The organism is Chitinophaga hostae, assembly GCF_018224885.1.
Classification (GTDB): domain Bacteria; phylum Bacteroidota; class Bacteroidia; order Chitinophagales; family Chitinophagaceae; genus Chitinophaga; species Chitinophaga hostae.
In genome coordinates this window covers 75,613-91,248 of sequence record NZ_JAGTXB010000005.1, presented here as the reverse complement: position 1 = coordinate 91,248, position 15,636 = coordinate 75,613, and the positions used below count along the sequence as shown (strand labels likewise).

Sequence of the window (15,636 nt, the reverse complement as noted above, 5' to 3'; positions counted from 1 at the left end):
ATTGCATGCAAGTCACATTGTTTGATCTTCTTTATTGATAAACCATGGCAGTAGAAAACAAAGGTTTTGGAGAACTGTTTGCAGAGAAGAAAAACTCGCTCGATCACATACAAAAAGGCATGGCCAGTATCCTGCCTGCCTTTCCGGGCATGCCGGCTGCAAAATATTTTGACCTGGGTATAGGCATAGATTTTCATGATTCCGTTTTTCCTCCTTCCCCCTTGTTGCCGGTACCGCACATCGGGATGATTTTCGATATTATGGGCGCTATTATGGCAGCCATTGCCAGCGTGGTGCCCCCTCCTCCGCCGCCCCCGGAAGTGGAAGAAGGCAAGGAGCCGCCGCCACAGCCATTTTCCCTGGCTGCCACCGCGCAAATGCTGGTACATGCCCTCAGTCCTTCGGTGAAAGTACATAACCAATGGATCGCTAATGCCGGCACCACCATTTTTCATCTGCCTGCATTTATTGCGCACCTGCCGTTTCCCATCGTAAAGCCCAAAGCGGCCTCCGAAATGTGGATGGGCAGCTCTACCGTGCTGGCAGATGGAGGTCCTTTTTCCACACAGTTTCACCCGGCTTTGTCCTGCAACCTGGTAGGCCTGCCCTCTCCGCCACGGCTTAATAAAAAGAGTACCGCTATGGCGCTGATGGCCCCCACCTCCGTATTGCTGATCATGACTTCTGCCGGTAAGCCAGTACTGGTAGGCGGACCACCTACTATAGACCTGTTTCAGCTGATGTTTAAACTGGGCTTAAAAGGATTATCAAAAGCGGCGGGCGCCGTATTGCAAAAAGTAATCGATAAAATTGAAAGCCGGTTTCCAAAACTGGCCAACATGTTACAGAATTTCAAATGCAAATTCTTTGGAGAACCCGTAGATGCCGCCAGCGGCCGTGTGTTTTCTTCCAATATAGATTTTGAGTTACCCGGTCCCATTCCGCTGGTATGGAAGCGTACCTACTACAGTGATGCGGCCGTACCGGGTCCGCTGGGTTATAACTGGCATCACAGTTATAACATGAGCATATACGATCTTCAGAACGGCTATTTCAGCGTACGCCTGCCGGATGGCCGCGAAACCGTGATGCCGGCGCTCCGGCCGGACGACCACTTTTATAACCGGGCAGAACAATTGTGGTGGAGGCGCGACAACAGCGGTTATTATCTGCAGGATAGTACACGAACCACCTACCGCTTCAGCAGCAGGGCTACCGGCGATGGCAACCATATGCTGGCGGAAATCCGCGACACCGCCGGATTCAATATACAGTTTCATTATAACGCGAAAGGCTATCTGCGGCAGATCGTAGACAGCAGCCACCGGATATTACAGGTAACCACCGATGAACAGGGCCGGATTGAAAGTATCGATACCCGGAATGCGGCAACCGTGGTACACCTGGTTCGCTATACCTACGACGATGATGCCAATTTAAGCAGCACCACCAATGCGGTGAATGCACATAAACAATTTTTCTACCATGGGCATCTGCTGGTGAAATTAACCAATCAAAGCGGGCTCAGTTTTTACTGGAAATATGAAGGCAGCGGCGACAACGCCCGTTGCGTGCACACCTGGGGCGATGGCGGCGTACTGGAATACCACGCGCGCTATGAGAACGGAAAAACAACTGCCACTAACAGCCTCGGGCATACGACTACCTATTTCTATGATGAAAGCAACCTGATCTACAAAATCATTAATGACCAGGGCGGCGTAACCCTCCAACAATACAATGAATCCGGAGAACTGGTAGTAGTGGTAGACCCGGAAGGCATCACCGAAAAAATTGACTACGATGAATACGGCAAAGTCAACAAACAGATAAATGGCAATGGGGAATCCACCCAATACATTTACAACGAGTGGTTGCAGACAGTATCCGTTAAAAGTCCCGGTGGTATGCAAATCCGTTGGAACTATAACGACGACGGCCTGCTGGTAAAGAAAACACTGCCGAACCATAACTTCCTGCAATACCGCTACAGGGATGGTTTGCTGACAACCATTATTCACAGCAGCGGCCGGATCATTGAGCTGGCCTATGATGATCAATACAATCTTACCCGGCTCACACAACCGGGAGGGACACAGTTTAACTGGAAATTCGACGACCTGGGGCGGCTGGTAAGAGAAACCAGTGAAACAGGCTACTGGTACGCCTATAATTATGATGCGGTGGGCAATATGATTGATATGGAAGAAGCCGACGGCAGCCACCATCATTTTACCTACGATGCATCAGATAATCTCGTTAACGCCGGCGATGGCCAGCGGCAGGTAGGTTTTTCCTATGGACCATTAGGCGTATTAACCGGCAGAACCCAGCATGGAGTGAATGTGCGGTTCAACTATGATACGGAACTGCAACTGCGCAGTATTGCCAATGAAGGCGGTGAGTTATATCGCCTGGAGCCAGATGCCAATGGTAACATTATCAACGAATGGGGTTTTGATGGCGTACATCGGCGCTACGAGCGGGATGGCGCAGGGCGTGTAAAAAAAGTGCTTCGGCCGGATAACCGGTGGACTGCCTACGAATATGACGGTCGCGGCAACGCTGTCAGAATGGAACAGTACGACGGCAGCGTTACCGCCTATCGCTACAATGCAGATGGATTAATAACCGGCGCCTTTAATGAGGACGGCGCCATCATCATACAACGCGATTTCTGCGGCCGGGTGGTTAATGAATCGCAGGGCGCACACAGCGTTACCCGCAGCTATTCCGGTAACGGCGACTGCAGCTTTATTGGCAGCAGCCTCGGCGCCGCCATCAACCTCACCCACAATGATGCCGGCTACCTGGAAAGTATGGAAACCGGCGACGGTGATATCACTGCCTGGAAAGCGGAGTGGCAGCGCAACAACGAAGGCGCGGAAATGCAGCGTGCACTGACCGGCGACCTGCTGATAAAAACACAGCGGGATAAACAAGGCCGGATCACCCGTCAATCTATCGGCAGGCACAATATAGAAAGCAGCAACACCCGGTATGAATGGGGACGGCAATCGCAGCTGCGGCGCATGGTGCATGAGCTTTCGGGAAAAGAGACCAGTTTTACCTACGATGAATTTGATAACCTCGCCAGCGCCACCTATTCCCAACAACGGGCCGGTGCAGCGGAAACCATCTATCGCGTACCGGATAAAATGGGAAACCTGTTTACCACACCGGCACGTAAAGACAGGGTATACAGCAAAGGCGGGCGACTGGTATCCTGTTCCGACTATTTTTATCATTATGATGGTGAAGGCAACCTGTTGTTCAAGGAGTTCAGACAAAATACCAACGCCAGCGCCAACGATAAACAAGCTTTCACCAAAGCGCATGGGATCACCCCGAAAGGAAGCCGCACCGGCTGGGCATATCACTGGAATGCAGACGGATTGTTACAAAGCGTGGAAACACCCGCGGGAAAGGAAATTATTTTCAGTTATGACCCATTGGGCCGCCGCATTGCCAAAGTGAACAAGCAACAAAATAAAGTAACCCGGTGGTTGTGGGACAGAAACGTACCACTACATGAATGGCAGTATACGGGTGAGTATCCGCCGCATCTGGGCGCCAACGCAGAAGGTAGCCTGCAGGAACAGGAAGAGCCCGTGGAGCAACTCATTACCTGGGTATTTGAAGAAGGTACCTTTGTGCCTTGCGCAAAACTGGAGAACAGCGCCGCCTACAGCATTATTGCCGACCACCTCGGCACACCGGTACAGGCCTACGATACAGCCGGCAATAAGGTATGGGAACGGGAACTGGACTGTTATGGCAAGGTGAGAACACTGCATGGAAATAAAGCTTTTTGTAGCTATCTTTATCAGGGTCAGTACGTGGATGAGGAAACCGGATTAGCCTATAACCGCTTCCGTTACTACTCACCCGAAGCAGGCATTTACCTGAGCCAGGACCCTATTGGTCTTACAGGAGGCTTTACATTATACGGCTATGTAAAAGATCCGAACGCCCTCGTAGATCAGTTCGGACTCATGGCTGCCGGGAAAATGAGGGGAGCCACTGCTACCGTTACCGCGGGCGACAAATCCGTAACACTATCATCAAAAAATAAGGTCCATGCAGAAATGCGGGGACTGGATGCTTTAAATAAAGAGGGCGCGCTCGCAGGAAAAGATGTGGTGATCCACGATGTAAACGGTCACTTTTCTATTGACGGTGATGCACCGGTAGGTATGTGTACCAAATGCCGTACGCAGATGTTTGACCACCTAAAAGAAGGTGGCGCCAACAGCGTAACATTCCCGGTAACAAAAGCGAATGTGATTGTAGATCACCTGACGATTAACCATACCGAATTTGATGCGGCACAGGCGGACCTGCAGGCACTCTTAAGACAAAAAATGGGAACGGTAAAACGATCCAACGAAGCATGGGATAAACTGGAATCCCATTCAACAAAACATCACTAGTATGGAGAAAAAAGTAAAAGAAACAAAATCAAAAGGACTGATTTTTAGTTACGACCGCAGGATCGAAGAACTGTTCTTTATTTCAGGGGAAAAACTATATTTTAATAAAGAAAGCAAAACATTTGATATAGACCAGAACCCATATGGGGAAGCTGATCCAAGGCCTGTGACCAACCTTACGTTTGGTGCCGGTTCCTTTGAGTTTGATACCGTGCTCGATAACGTAGATTATCATTATAAAATCAGCAGCAAGTATAAAGCAGATAATGCCCTTTATGAATTTTTGAAAGAAAATGACCTTAGTAACCTGGATATCGTTCATAACAATGATCGCGATGTAGTATATGTGGAATATGAGAAACAGCGGCTTACGAGGATTAAACTGATAAAATTCGAGGAGGGCGTGTCAAAAGATTTCCTGACGATCTATTTTGATCCAAAAGAAAACTTCCTCATAAAGTATCCGCAGCAAAGAAGGGTGCTAAACGGGATGTCGTTTAACGACAACAAACTGGTATGCCAGATTCCCGACGACGAGCTGGTGTGGGAGCTGCAAATACAACCGGTGATATTGGCGCTGCTGAAGCGAATTGTTGAAAGCAATGGATAGACCCAAAAGCATAAACAGGAAAACGCTCCGCGCAATGCGGGGCGTTGTTGTTTTGGACAAACATTTGTCGCATTCTGCACTATATAATGTCGCTTTTATACCCGGTTGATCCCGCTGCGAAGAGCTAGATTTGCAATATGCATTTCAACATTCATAACGTCGACAATCATGAAAGCTACCGAGATCACTACCATTGACCAATACATTGCCGGTTTCCCCGAAGAGATTCAGCAGGTGCTGAACCAGGTGCGTGCTACCATTCGGAAAGCAGCCCCCGATGCAACAGAAGCGATCAGCTATGGTATGCCTGCATTTAAACAAGATGGGTACCTGGCTTATTTTGCGGCTTACAAAAATCATATTGGCTTCTACCCCATTCCCCCGGCAACGGAGAAATTTAAAGAAGAATTGTCGGTATATAAAACCGGGAAAGGATCGGTTCAATTTCCCATTGACCAGCCCATGCCTTTAAAGCTGATCACAAAAATGATCAAATTCAGGATACAGGTAAATGCTGAAAAGGCGGCGCTGAAGGTTAAAAAGAAATAAAGTGCCAATATTCCTGCTCCTTCTGATGGGATTACGCATTTTGTGACTTGTTTACGCTAACTACTTCCCTGTAAACCTATCCATTACCTGCATCGACGCTATCGCATCTGCTGCTGAGCATGGATTTTCTCCCCTGCCCAAAAAGTAGTTGGTTACCTTTTCAATCATAGGTTGTTGTACATGTGGCAACAGATCAAAAATAAACTCCTCCGTTTGGCCATCTCTGCGAAGAATCACCTTACTGCCAAATACCGGGAAGCTGATACTGCCGTTGGCGCCGGTTATTTCACAAACATCCCTGCTGTTGTCCGGCGCAACTGTAAAACACCAGGTGCCGTTAAAAACAACGCCATTCTCAAACAGCAGTTGCCCGGTTACCAGGTCGTCCGCAGGATAAAGGCAGGCCTGGTTAACAGCGATGCCGGTGGCTTGCTTTACTTTTCCAAAGAAATAGATCATCAGGTCGAGCTGATGTGGTGCGAGGTCATGAAACAAGCCTCCTCCTGATACCGCCGGATCGAGACGCCAGTTAACAGCTGAGGCAGCGATGAGATTGGAAGCCGGAGGCTGCAGCATTTGGAGGGAAACAAACCGGATATCGCCGATAGCATGATCAGCCAGGAGTTGTTTCACTTTCAAAAACATAGGCTGTGCTCTGCGGTAATGCGCCACACTGAGTTTCACATTATATTTATCAGCTGCGGCTTTCATTCGTGCTGCGGCTTCCGCGTTTAATGTCATCGGCTTTTCTACGTACACCGGTTTACCGGCTGCCAAAGCGAGCAATGTATATGCTTCATGTTGCAATGGCGGAGTAGCTATGTATATCGCATTTATTTCAGGATCTTTAATCAGTTGTTCCGCATTATCATACCATTTCGGCACACCATGCCGTTGTGCATAATCCTTCGCTTTAGCGGCATCCCGGCGCATAACCGCTACAAGGGAAGAATTCGGCACTTTATTAAAAGCAGGGCCGCTTTTTACCTCTGTTACATCGCCGCAGCCAATGATTCCCCAGTTGAGTTTGTCCATTTGTTTGTTTTATCAGCAGGTTGATTAGGAGGATGAAGATAAAACATTTATGCCCGTTTGTTCATTTCAAAAGTATTCCCTAATTTAGAAATACCGACGTAGCGAATTGAGTGAGCAATGTAACCCACTAATATCTAAACCAAAATCTGACGTTTCTTACTGTCTTTCTTCATCAATAAACCCGAACAATGAAAAAGAAAAACCTGAATTCCCTGTTAGCAGGCATGGTATTATTGTCGGCCCTTGCTGGCGCATGTAAGCAGGCTGTCAACAGCGAACTGCAGCCCATTTCATCAAAAAACAAAGCCGGTGTTCAAAACCTGGTCGCCAGCGCTTACGATCTGAACGTTATTTATTTTGTGCCCTCCGATGCTGATACCATCACCAACTATCGTGCAAGGCTAAACGGCATATTGCAGCAGGGCCAGCGATTTTATGGTAAATGGATGAATTACTACGGGTATGGCGACCGCTCCTTCGGACTCCTGCTGGATTCCAGCGGAAAGGTAAACATCACCGTTGTGAAAGGCGCATTAACTAAAAGTGGTTATCCGTATGAAGGGGGCGGTAATACGGCTATCGGAGAATTAAATGCGTGGTTTACGACTCATCCGGCCGACAAACACAGTGAACATACCCTGGTCATTATGCCCGCCAGCACCTATGGTGCGGATGGCGATCCCGGTGGCGTTCCTTTCTACGGGCTCGGACGCTGGTGTTTTGCACTGGACTATGCCGAAATGGATACCAGCTACCTCGGACAAAATACAACGCTGGGCAATCGCGCTACCAAATGGATCGGTGGCCTCATGCATGAACTCGGGCATGGTTTGAACCTGCCGCATAACAAAGAAAAAGTTTCGGAAGCTGCTGATGTTACTAAAGGCACGGCATTGATGGGCAGCGGTAACTACACCTACGGCAAAAACCCTACATTCCTGACAGCCGCCAGCGCAGCTATTCTGAATAATTGCCAGGTATTCAGCAGCAGTACCGGTACTGGTTTTTATGGCGGAGGTAGTACCACCATCAATACCATCAAGGCAAATTATACGGGCGGCAATATTGTACTGAATGTGAAATTTGCGGCCACACAAACGGTGAATAATGTGAACATCTATAACGATCCGGAAGGTGGCAACGACTATGATGCAGTGCCATGGGTAGCGGCGCCGTTGGGCGACAGCTTCCATGTGAGCATGCCGGTTAGTGAACTGCAGAAAAAAACAGGTAATTACAGTCTGCGTATCCGCTTCCTGTATACCAACGGTTCTTCAACGGAAATATCCTATCCGTACACATTCGTGAATAACGAACCGGTATTGGATATCAGCACCAAAGATGAACTCAATAAATCGGCCTGGACAATTACGTCTGTCAGCAGCCAGGAAGATGATGGCCCCGCCACCAACCTGCTGGACAATAACCAGGCTACCGTTTGGCACACACAATGGAAAACCGTGCAGCCGGCGCATCCCCACACGGTGATCGTGAATATGAATGCCACTCAAAATATCAATGGCCTTGCATTTTTACAGCGATCCAACCTGAATGGCTCCCTGAAAGATATCTCCGTGTATACCAGTACGGATAATATCACTTATACTTCCCGTGGCAGCTATACGCTCACTAACGTAAACAGTAAACAATACATCAGTTTCGGCGCTGCGGTGAGTGCCAGGTATATTAAAATAGTAACGGCTTCTAATTACGCCGGTTCGCATTATGCGGTGCTGGCGGAGCTAGGAGCATTTTGATAAAATGTTGATCGCAGAAAAAGCCTCCGGGAATATTTACCAGGAGGCTTTTTCTATGATGACCAGTAAAGGTTTTTCGTTAACTTGTAATGGTTAAACAACCCTCCCTTAACACCATCTGTATGAAAACATCTATCTGCTGCCTGATAACAGGAATCGCTGCCGCTGTATTGCAATGTGCATGCGGCACCACAGATAAAAAACCTGTTGCTGCCCCTGAAAAGCCGGTCATCGAAAATAAAGGTGTAAAAATCGCTTACAAAGATACCGGCAAGGGAGATACCACTTTGGTATTTGTGCATGGCTGGGCCATCAACCAATCGTATTGGGATAACCAGGTAGCTTTTTTTAAAGACAGGTACCGGGTGGTTACCCTTGACCTCCCAGGTTTTGGCGAATCGGGGAAAAACAGAACCCTATGGACCACAGATATCTATGGCAGCGATATCGATACCCTGCTGGAACGCCTGGATATAAAAAATGCTTTCCTGGTAGGCCATTCCATGTCCGGTGATATTGTGTTATCTGCCGCCATTCATGCACCGGGAAGAGTAATAGGTGTGATTGGAGTAGATAACTTTAAGGGAGTAGGTGTGGCCGCAACCCCAACACCACAGCAGAAAGAAGAATATGCTAAGCTGACGGAACAATTGAAACAACACTTCAGGGAAACAGCTACCTCTTATTTCAGCAAGGAATTATTTTCCGCTACCACCGCCGATTCAATCCGCAAAAGGGTATTGAACGATATTGCCCAAACTGATCCGGTTATCGGTACTACTACCATTACGGGCAGCGAAGAACTGGATGAGGTCAAAGCCCTGACAACATTAAACAAAACCCTGTTGCTGGTAAACAGTGATTATATGCCTACCGACACCACAGGTTTGGTAGCCCACCATCTTCCTTACAAAATATATTATGTTCACGGCAGCGGGCATTATCCCATGCTGGAACAGCCGGCGCAATTCAATTCTTTACTGGCAGCTGCGATTACGGGGAAGTAGGCGTGGTGTAACATTTGAGGATTTGCTTCGTTTCACTGGATGAACATTAAAATCCATGCTATGAAGTATTATTTTACCTCCTTCCTCTTACTGTTGCTCACTTTTCATTTTCTAAGCTGTAAAAAAGACAAGAACCCGACACCTTCTTCCGCCCCCCTGATGGGCAGCTGGGAAATCAGGAGCTCGTCTCCTGCACTTGGCCCATATGCTACCTTTGATCCCGGAAATGGCTCCATGTGGACGTTCAGCAGTGGTGACCATTTTAAGAATATTCACCGTGGTCAGACGCTGGATAGCGGCGCCTTCCAACTGTCCAGTGCCATAGCGCCATATGATGGTGAACGAAAAAATCTGATCCGCTTTAATAATGGATCTACCCGTACTATCTTCACCATAATAAATGACACGTTAACACTCAGCTCCTACCCTTACGGAGACAACGGTGAAATGTTAATGGACGGCGGGTCAGCCACCTATGTAAGAATAAAAGATTAAATAAGGCAGCGGAGATACACAGGATACCTGATTTTGAAAATCCAACTTAATACCGGAAATTCACATCCGGAATTAAAACGCCATGTAGTAGCATGTAACCTTTGTGATAGCATTGCGGGCGGCGGATATTGTTAATCACATTTTATCCTTACATCATTATATCTATCTCCAAATAAAATAAAGCCTATATGAATCTTCGATTTCTAACAATAGCGGCAATGGCCTGTGCTCTTTTTGCGTGCAATTCAAAAAAGAAGCCATCCGATGCAGCAGATAGCACCGCCATTCCACAACCGGCTCCCGCTGCCCGGGAAGTAGCTGCTGCACCTGCGCCGGCCACCACATTCGACATCAATACAATCCCGGTGTCCGATAAACCACTGGGCACCTTCCCCTATTTCAACCTGCCCGAGAACTACCAGAATTTCTCGAAGCATGATATCCAGAATTATGACGTCGTCTATTTTTGGGTAAAGGATCACTTTGAGAAACCGGAAGGAAAGATCTTCTACAGCAGGATAAAGGCCAAAGAAGGAAAATCCTACAGCGACCTTGAACTGGGCAAAAACCTGGAGGAAATTATCACCGGTGTTGGCGGTGTGAAAGTATCAGAAATGAAAATCCCCAACGATTCTACCTATACCATTCCAAAAAATAACCAGTTGACCTATATGGATGGCTATGGATTCATCGGTTCCGCTGTTTCCACTACCTATCTTATCCGTCGCGCCGATAAAAATATCTGGATACAAACAACGCCTACCGACGATGGTTCTTCTGCCTGCTGGATGATCCTCGAAACAAAGCCTTTCAAAAGCACTGCTTCCCTGATTAAAGCAGACGAGATGAAGAAGGAACTGGATGCTAAGGGCCATATAGCCCTGTACATCAATTTCGATACAGACAAAGCCACCATCAAATCCGAATCCCAGCCGGTTATCGACGAAATTCAGAAACTACTGACCAGCAATGCAGGTTTAAAAGTAGCAATTGAAGGTCACACCGATAACAGCGGCGAAGCAGCACACAATAAAAAGCTGTCGGAAGACAGGGCCGGCGCCGTGAAAACAGCATTAACCGGCAAAGGCATTGATGCAGGCAGATTGCAGGCCAAAGGCCTCGGCGCCGATAAACCTATTGCTGATAACAATAGCGAAGAAGGTAAGGCAAAAAACCGTCGCGTGGAAATAGTAAAAATATAAGCAAGAAAATATCAAAAAGGAAGGGGTTAAATCTGTTGATTTAACCCCTGGCTTTTTAACTGTAAGATTATTTTTCTGCCAGCACCATTTTCTTTATGATGGCAATCTGTCCAAGATGATAATGCGTATGCTCAGTAACCCCCAGTATATTCCTGTAATAGCTCCCATATTTAGGATCAGCGAAATCCTGGACCAGCTTCTCTTCGGCTAAATTTTCAATGGCAACCGCCAATTGTGTCGCTTCTGTCAATGTTTTATCCACCAACGCCTGCCATTCTTCTTCAGTGGCAATGGCGGGCAGATCAAAGCTGAATTTATCATGAGCATCTAATGCATGTCCCTGAAAAACCTTTAAAATCGCCGCTACATAATAGTTAATGTGAAAAACCAGTACAGCAATGGTGTTCAGGTCATGTACTTTTGTAGTTGCCTGTTGCCGGTTTACGCCAGCCAGTGTATCTTTAAGGTTTACACTGGTCCAGTTACCACCGAAATGAACATCGCGGAAGTGTTTTGATAACAATTGAGTTGAATTCACAGCATAAATTTGAGTTAACCTACACCAATTTTTGATTAAAATCAAGCGCCAGCGCTACCCAATAATTAAGAGCTGCCGGGGTTCGTAAACTATTTTCATTCACATGCACGTATCCCCGGTATTCCCGCCCTTTCATCACCACCGTACTACAACCTTTTTTGTTGATGGCTTCCTGGTGCAGATCCGGATCAATGCGGCACATGATCCTGTTGGCGCCCACAGTCAGGCACATTTTATCATTCACCATAAACGCCAGTCCACCAAACATCTTCTTCTCTTCCACCTGCGGCGCTGCCACCAGCGCCTGCCGGAGTCTTTCCGCCAGCTTTTCGTTATATGCCATAACGATAAAAATTACTTTGGAATATTACGGTCAAAAGTTAACGTGTCAAAGAATATAGTCAGCGAGTCAAGTTTCCCGTTCTTCGTCTTCCAGATCTCTGCTACATTTCCATTCATACTTACCCCGTTGGGAAACGTATAATCGTAGCTGCCAATAACACAGGCATTCGTTCCGTCTATTATCATATCCTTTACCCGCATGGTTTGAAAAACCCGGGAAAACCGGTTGATGACTTCAATATACGCCGTTTTTCCAACTGTAGGCGCTGTTTTGGTCATATCGCCACCGGTAAATTTAAAGTCGTCGGAAATAACAGATTCCCATCCGCTTTTCCGGGCAAAACCTTCGTAGTAGAAGTCCAGCAATTGCTTGGTTGAGTTTTCCATTTTTTTTGTTTTTGGGTGGAAGTAATAGCTATCTTTGTTATTGCATTTTGCAAGTAAAGATAAAAAGTTATTTCAAACTGCAAGTACTTTTTTTCTAAAAAATAACCGGTATGGAGAAACTCAGGTCTGATTGCCCGATTAGCTGTTCCCTTGACATTTTTGGAGATAAATGGTCATTACTCATTATCAGGGATATCATGCTCCGGGGCAAATTGTCGTATAGCGAATTCCTGGAATCGGAGGAAAAAATCGCCACCAATATTCTCGTCAGCAGGCTGAAAGCACTGGAGGCAGCAAACATCCTCCTGAAACAGGTGTCGCCCGCCAATAAGTCGAAATTTATCTATAGCCTTACCGAAAAGGGAATAGACCTGTTGCCCATCATCATTGAAATGATGGACTGGGGCGCAAAATATAATGCCAACTGCCCCCGCCGGGAAGTCGGTAAAAAAATACAAAAAGATAAAGCAGGAGTGATCAGGGAATATTATAAAAAATTAAGGAAGACAACAACCTGATGGTCCTGTCAAACTCATCAAACCTGGCTTGACCTGCATTTACTTTGCGCCGCATCAGGTGGCACAAAATGGCCGTATATGGTCGACAACAGTGCACATGGCAACAGCCTGCCCTAACGCGTTATTGAAAGGCCTTCAACAGGTTATCCTTGTAAGCGGACGATACTTCTACCTCGGTACCATCATTCAAACTAACATAGCCGCCAGCACCTTTGTGATACGACTGTACATAATGGATATTGATGATATGCGATTTATGCACCCGCACAAACGGATGGGGTAACATCTCCGAAAAATGTTTGAGAAAACGGCAGACCATTTTCCTGGTACCATTGGTTAAGTAAACATCTGTAAAATTACCGTTTCCCTTCAGCCGCACAATTTCCTGCATCTTCACCACATCAAATCCATCAAGAGTAGGCAAGATAACCTGTTGCATCCCCGGATTGCTTTCACGGGCATTTTCCATGATGATGCGATTCCTGTTCAGCCATTGTTTCTGATGTAATTGTTGTTGCACTTTATTCACTGCCAGCACCAGCTCTTCTATGCTCACCGGTTTCAACAGGTAATAGGCCGCGCTCTGGTTCAGCGCTTTGAGAGAGTATTCGGAAAAAGCGGTGACAAAAATAGTTTCAAAAGGGATGTCCTGGCAGCCTTCCAGCACATCAAAAGCATTTCCAAAAGGCATTTCCACATCGAGAAAAACCAGCTGCGGCCGCAGCTCATGTAATAACACAATCGCCTCCCGGCTATTTTGAGCGGTGCCTACTATTTCCACCTGCGGACAAAATTTCCGCAGGTAGTTTTGCAAGGCAGCCATCGCAGCGGCCTCGTCTTCAACGATGACTGATGTAATTTTTTCTGCTAGCATCATTTCTGTCCATTAAGGGCAATTGCAACACGATCCGTGTTCCGGTGGCGCCATCCCGCGTTATTTCTTCCATCTGCAACCGGATCCGGAGGTGGTAAATATCGTTCAGTAAACTGATCCTTTCTGTAGTGTTGGTGATCCCCCTGGATTGGTAGGCCTTCTGGTGAATCGTTTTTAGTTTATGGCTCTCCGTTAGTCCGATCCCATCATCTTCCACTATTACCTGCAACTCCTTCCCCTGCTTTTCAAATATTACACGAAGCAGGCCCCTGGTGGCTTTGTACCGGAGTCCATGCCATACCGCATTTTCCAGGTGGGGCTGGATGAGCATGTTGGGGATCATGACAGCATCGCCATCCACTGCTTCATCTATTTCCAGCAGGTATATAAATTTATCACTAAACCGCAGCTGTTCCAGGTCCAGGTACTTTTTTAGCTGCTCAATCTCTACCGACAGCGGAACAAAGTCCTTGTTGGAATGCTCCATCACATTACGCATCAGGCCGGAATAAGAGGTAAGGTATTTGTTGGCTTCCACTTCATTGCTTTCCGCGATATATTGGTTCACACTATTCAGGCTGTTAAAAATAAAGTGCGGGTTCATTTCCCGGCGTAAAGACTGCAGGGCAATTTTTTTATTCTTGATTTTGATGGCGCGGAGTGAGCGGACAATAAATAATAGCAGTACCGCCATCGCCAATACAGAGGCAATCAGGAAGTAGTTGAGTGTATTTTTATTCTTAATCAGCGCCAGTTGCAATGCCCGTTCCCGCTCCAGGTCTTTGATCTTTCCTTCTGTGATGTCGAACAGGCTCGCATCCACCAGGGAGCTGTCTGTCCTGATAAGCGTATCCAGGTGTTGCAGAAAATCATCATAGCGGGTAAGGGCCATCCCCTCCTGCTGTTGCTCGCGGTAGTATTTCGTCAGCGCCAGCAAACAGTCTTTTGTTTTGGATGTGTTACCGCTGCTGAATGCCAGGGCATATGCTTCTTCCAGCAGGTTGGCGGCTTTCTCCCGTTGTTTTTTCCCGGCATACAACTGCGCCAGTTCCCGTACCTGGTCGATCTGCAGGTCTGTATTATGCTGGGCCTTTGCTTTTTCGAGGATGGATTCGTTCAGGCGGATCGCCTCATCAATTTTGTTGTCGGCAACATATACTTTAGAAATCTTCTTGCTGATATCTGCAATTTCCCGGGTGTTGTCAGTTTTCTCGATGGCTTTTCTGTAGCTGGCAATGGCGTCGGACTTATTATTCTGCAGCAGCTGGCTGTTACCCAACTGCTTATAGGCATCTGCGGCTTCTTCCTTCTGTCCTTCCTTTTCGAAAATGGCCACATTGGATTGCGCGTAATTCGTTTGTGCCTGGGGGTTAGTATTGTTGCGCAGCCGGTTGGCGTCGTTGAAGTTGACGTTTTCCAGTGCTTTATCTTTTGTCAGGTCGGCGGCCGACTGGTAATTTTGTATAGCAGGTATTATTTTATTTTGTTCTTCCTGCACCTTCGCCAGGGCGCGACTAACATTGGCGGCGTCTTTATGATGCAGCCGGGTATATATCTCCAGCGCTTTTTTAAGATAATCTTCTGCTTTCGCGTAGTCGCTTTTACCGGCCAATTCCTTTGCCAATAGTTCATAGTAAATAGCTGTTTGCAGCTCACTGTCATTATTGGAAAGCGATTTTTTCAGGTTCCTGGCAGCTTTGGATACAGGAAAGACACCACGTTTGCCGCCAACAGAGTCCTGTGCTGCCACTGTTCCATAAACAAACAGGCAACCCAGCAAGATAACTATAACACTACCACAGCGTATCATAACAACTGATTCTGCTGCAAAATAAGGTTTTTCAGAACGGGCAGCATGGTATTTCACCCATTCAAAATATCGTTTCACC

At 47.0% G+C, this 15,636-nt stretch carries 14 protein-coding genes; 8 read left to right on the top strand and 6 right to left on the bottom strand.

Translation table 11 applies throughout. The features are described 5' to 3' along the window. Positions 1 to 44: 44 nt before the first annotated feature. The 3 genes from KE626_RS12205 to KE626_RS12195 all read left to right on the top strand — a co-directional run bounded on the left by KE626_RS12205 (position 45) and on the right by KE626_RS12195 (position 5,592). On the top strand, positions 45 to 4,433 hold the full coding sequence (locus tag KE626_RS12205) for a DUF6531 domain-containing protein (RefSeq protein WP_211973185.1): 4,389 nt from the start codon (positions 45 to 47) through the stop codon (positions 4,431 to 4,433). A gap of 1 nt (position 4,434) precedes the next feature. Continuing rightward, entirely contained in the window at positions 4,435 to 5,043 is a 609-nt protein-coding gene (locus KE626_RS12200; protein WP_211973184.1) for a DUF8184 family protein, read from the top strand. Positions 5,044 to 5,211: 168 nt separating this feature from the next. Further along, a complete protein-coding gene (locus KE626_RS12195; RefSeq protein WP_211973183.1) occupies positions 5,212 to 5,592 on the top strand; it encodes an iron chaperone in 381 nt (126 codons plus the stop codon). A gap of 60 nt (positions 5,593 to 5,652) precedes the next feature. Here KE626_RS12195 and KE626_RS12190 read toward each other — a convergent pair whose 3' ends face one another. After that, entirely contained in the window at positions 5,653 to 6,627 is a 975-nt protein-coding gene (locus tag KE626_RS12190; protein WP_211973182.1) for a Gfo/Idh/MocA family protein, read from the bottom strand. A 188-nt stretch (positions 6,628 to 6,815) separates the two neighbouring features. Here KE626_RS12190 and KE626_RS12185 point away from each other — a divergent pair, with 188 nt between their 5' ends. From KE626_RS12185 to KE626_RS12170, 4 genes are all read left to right on the top strand, one after another. Next, complete coding sequence (locus tag KE626_RS12185; protein ID WP_211973181.1) at positions 6,816 to 8,384, top strand: discoidin domain-containing protein; 1,569 nt, start codon at positions 6,816 to 6,818, stop codon at positions 8,382 to 8,384. Between the two features lie 122 nt (positions 8,385 to 8,506). Then, positions 8,507 to 9,391: an alpha/beta fold hydrolase gene (locus tag KE626_RS12180; RefSeq protein ID WP_211973180.1), complete on the top strand. Its 885-nt coding sequence runs from the start codon at positions 8,507 to 8,509 to the stop codon at positions 9,389 to 9,391. A 60-nt stretch (positions 9,392 to 9,451) separates the two neighbouring features. Then, on the top strand, positions 9,452 to 9,886 hold the full coding sequence (locus KE626_RS12175; RefSeq protein WP_211973179.1) for a hypothetical protein: 435 nt from the start codon (positions 9,452 to 9,454) through the stop codon (positions 9,884 to 9,886). Positions 9,887 to 10,074: 188 nt separating this feature from the next. Beyond that, positions 10,075 to 11,088 carry an OmpA family protein gene (locus KE626_RS12170; RefSeq protein WP_211973178.1) on the top strand — a complete coding sequence of 338 codons (1,014 nt, stop codon included), beginning with the start codon at positions 10,075 to 10,077 and terminating at the stop codon, positions 11,086 to 11,088. Between the two features lie 67 nt (positions 11,089 to 11,155). On the opposite strand, the gene KE626_RS12165 is transcribed toward KE626_RS12170, so the two are convergent. The 3 genes from KE626_RS12165 to KE626_RS12155 are packed head-to-tail and all read right to left on the bottom strand — an operon-like array spanning position 11,156 to position 12,355. After that, complete coding sequence (locus tag KE626_RS12165; RefSeq protein ID WP_211973177.1) at positions 11,156 to 11,626, bottom strand: DUF1572 domain-containing protein; 471 nt, start codon at positions 11,624 to 11,626, stop codon at positions 11,156 to 11,158. Positions 11,627 to 11,645: 19 nt separating this feature from the next. After that, positions 11,646 to 11,969 carry a TfoX/Sxy family protein gene (locus KE626_RS12160; protein WP_211973176.1) on the bottom strand — a complete coding sequence of 108 codons (324 nt, stop codon included), beginning with the start codon at positions 11,967 to 11,969 and terminating at the stop codon, positions 11,646 to 11,648. Positions 11,970 to 11,980: 11 nt separating this feature from the next. Beyond that, positions 11,981 to 12,355: a nuclear transport factor 2 family protein gene (locus KE626_RS12155; RefSeq protein WP_211973175.1), complete on the bottom strand. Its 375-nt coding sequence runs from the start codon at positions 12,353 to 12,355 to the stop codon at positions 11,981 to 11,983. Between the two features lie 110 nt (positions 12,356 to 12,465). On the opposite strand from KE626_RS12155, the gene KE626_RS12150 reads away from it, so the two are divergent. After that, positions 12,466 to 12,873, top strand: coding sequence for a winged helix-turn-helix transcriptional regulator (locus KE626_RS12150; RefSeq protein WP_211973174.1), 408 nt, complete (start codon positions 12,466 to 12,468; stop codon positions 12,871 to 12,873). Positions 12,874 to 12,994: 121 nt separating this feature from the next. Here the strand turns inward: KE626_RS12150 and KE626_RS12145 are convergent, their stop codons facing one another. Both KE626_RS12145 and KE626_RS12140 read right to left on the bottom strand, forming a co-directional pair. Then, positions 12,995 to 13,750 carry a LytR/AlgR family response regulator transcription factor gene (locus KE626_RS12145; RefSeq protein WP_211973173.1) on the bottom strand — a complete coding sequence of 252 codons (756 nt, stop codon included), beginning with the start codon at positions 13,748 to 13,750 and terminating at the stop codon, positions 12,995 to 12,997. Further along, a complete protein-coding gene (locus KE626_RS12140; protein WP_211973172.1) occupies positions 13,713 to 15,557 on the bottom strand; it encodes a tetratricopeptide repeat-containing sensor histidine kinase in 1,845 nt (614 codons plus the stop codon). The genes KE626_RS12145 and KE626_RS12140 overlap by 38 nt, the downstream gene beginning before the upstream one ends. Positions 15,558 to 15,636 lie beyond the last annotated feature (79 nt).

What these genes read in the sequence shown, in the direction of transcription:
- KE626_RS12160 (WP_211973176.1), bottom strand. Translation starts at nt 11,969, where the DNA reads ATGGCATATAACGAAAAGCTGGCGGAAAGACTCCGGCAGGCGCTGGTG.
- KE626_RS12180 (WP_211973180.1), top strand. Translation starts at nt 8,507, where the DNA reads ATGAAAACATCTATCTGCTGCCTGATAACAGGAATCGCTGCCGCTGTA.
- KE626_RS12155 (WP_211973175.1), bottom strand. Translation starts at nt 12,355, where the DNA reads ATGGAAAACTCAACCAAGCAATTGCTGGACTTCTACTACGAAGGTTTT.
- KE626_RS12195 (WP_211973183.1), top strand. Translation starts at nt 5,212, where the DNA reads ATGAAAGCTACCGAGATCACTACCATTGACCAATACATTGCCGGTTTC.
- KE626_RS12140 (WP_211973172.1), bottom strand. Translation starts at nt 15,557, where the DNA reads ATGATACGCTGTGGTAGTGTTATAGTTATCTTGCTGGGTTGCCTGTTT.
- KE626_RS12200 (WP_211973184.1), top strand. Translation starts at nt 4,435, where the DNA reads ATGGAGAAAAAAGTAAAAGAAACAAAATCAAAAGGACTGATTTTTAGT.
- KE626_RS12170 (WP_211973178.1), top strand. Translation starts at nt 10,075, where the DNA reads ATGAATCTTCGATTTCTAACAATAGCGGCAATGGCCTGTGCTCTTTTT.
- KE626_RS12205 (WP_211973185.1), top strand. Translation starts at nt 45, where the DNA reads ATGGCAGTAGAAAACAAAGGTTTTGGAGAACTGTTTGCAGAGAAGAAA.
- KE626_RS12145 (WP_211973173.1), bottom strand. Translation starts at nt 13,750, where the DNA reads ATGATGCTAGCAGAAAAAATTACATCAGTCATCGTTGAAGACGAGGCC.
- KE626_RS12185 (WP_211973181.1), top strand. Translation starts at nt 6,816, where the DNA reads ATGAAAAAGAAAAACCTGAATTCCCTGTTAGCAGGCATGGTATTATTG.
- KE626_RS12175 (WP_211973179.1), top strand. Translation starts at nt 9,452, where the DNA reads ATGAAGTATTATTTTACCTCCTTCCTCTTACTGTTGCTCACTTTTCAT.
- KE626_RS12150 (WP_211973174.1), top strand. Translation starts at nt 12,466, where the DNA reads ATGGAGAAACTCAGGTCTGATTGCCCGATTAGCTGTTCCCTTGACATT.
- KE626_RS12190 (WP_211973182.1), bottom strand. Translation starts at nt 6,627, where the DNA reads ATGGACAAACTCAACTGGGGAATCATTGGCTGCGGCGATGTAACAGAG.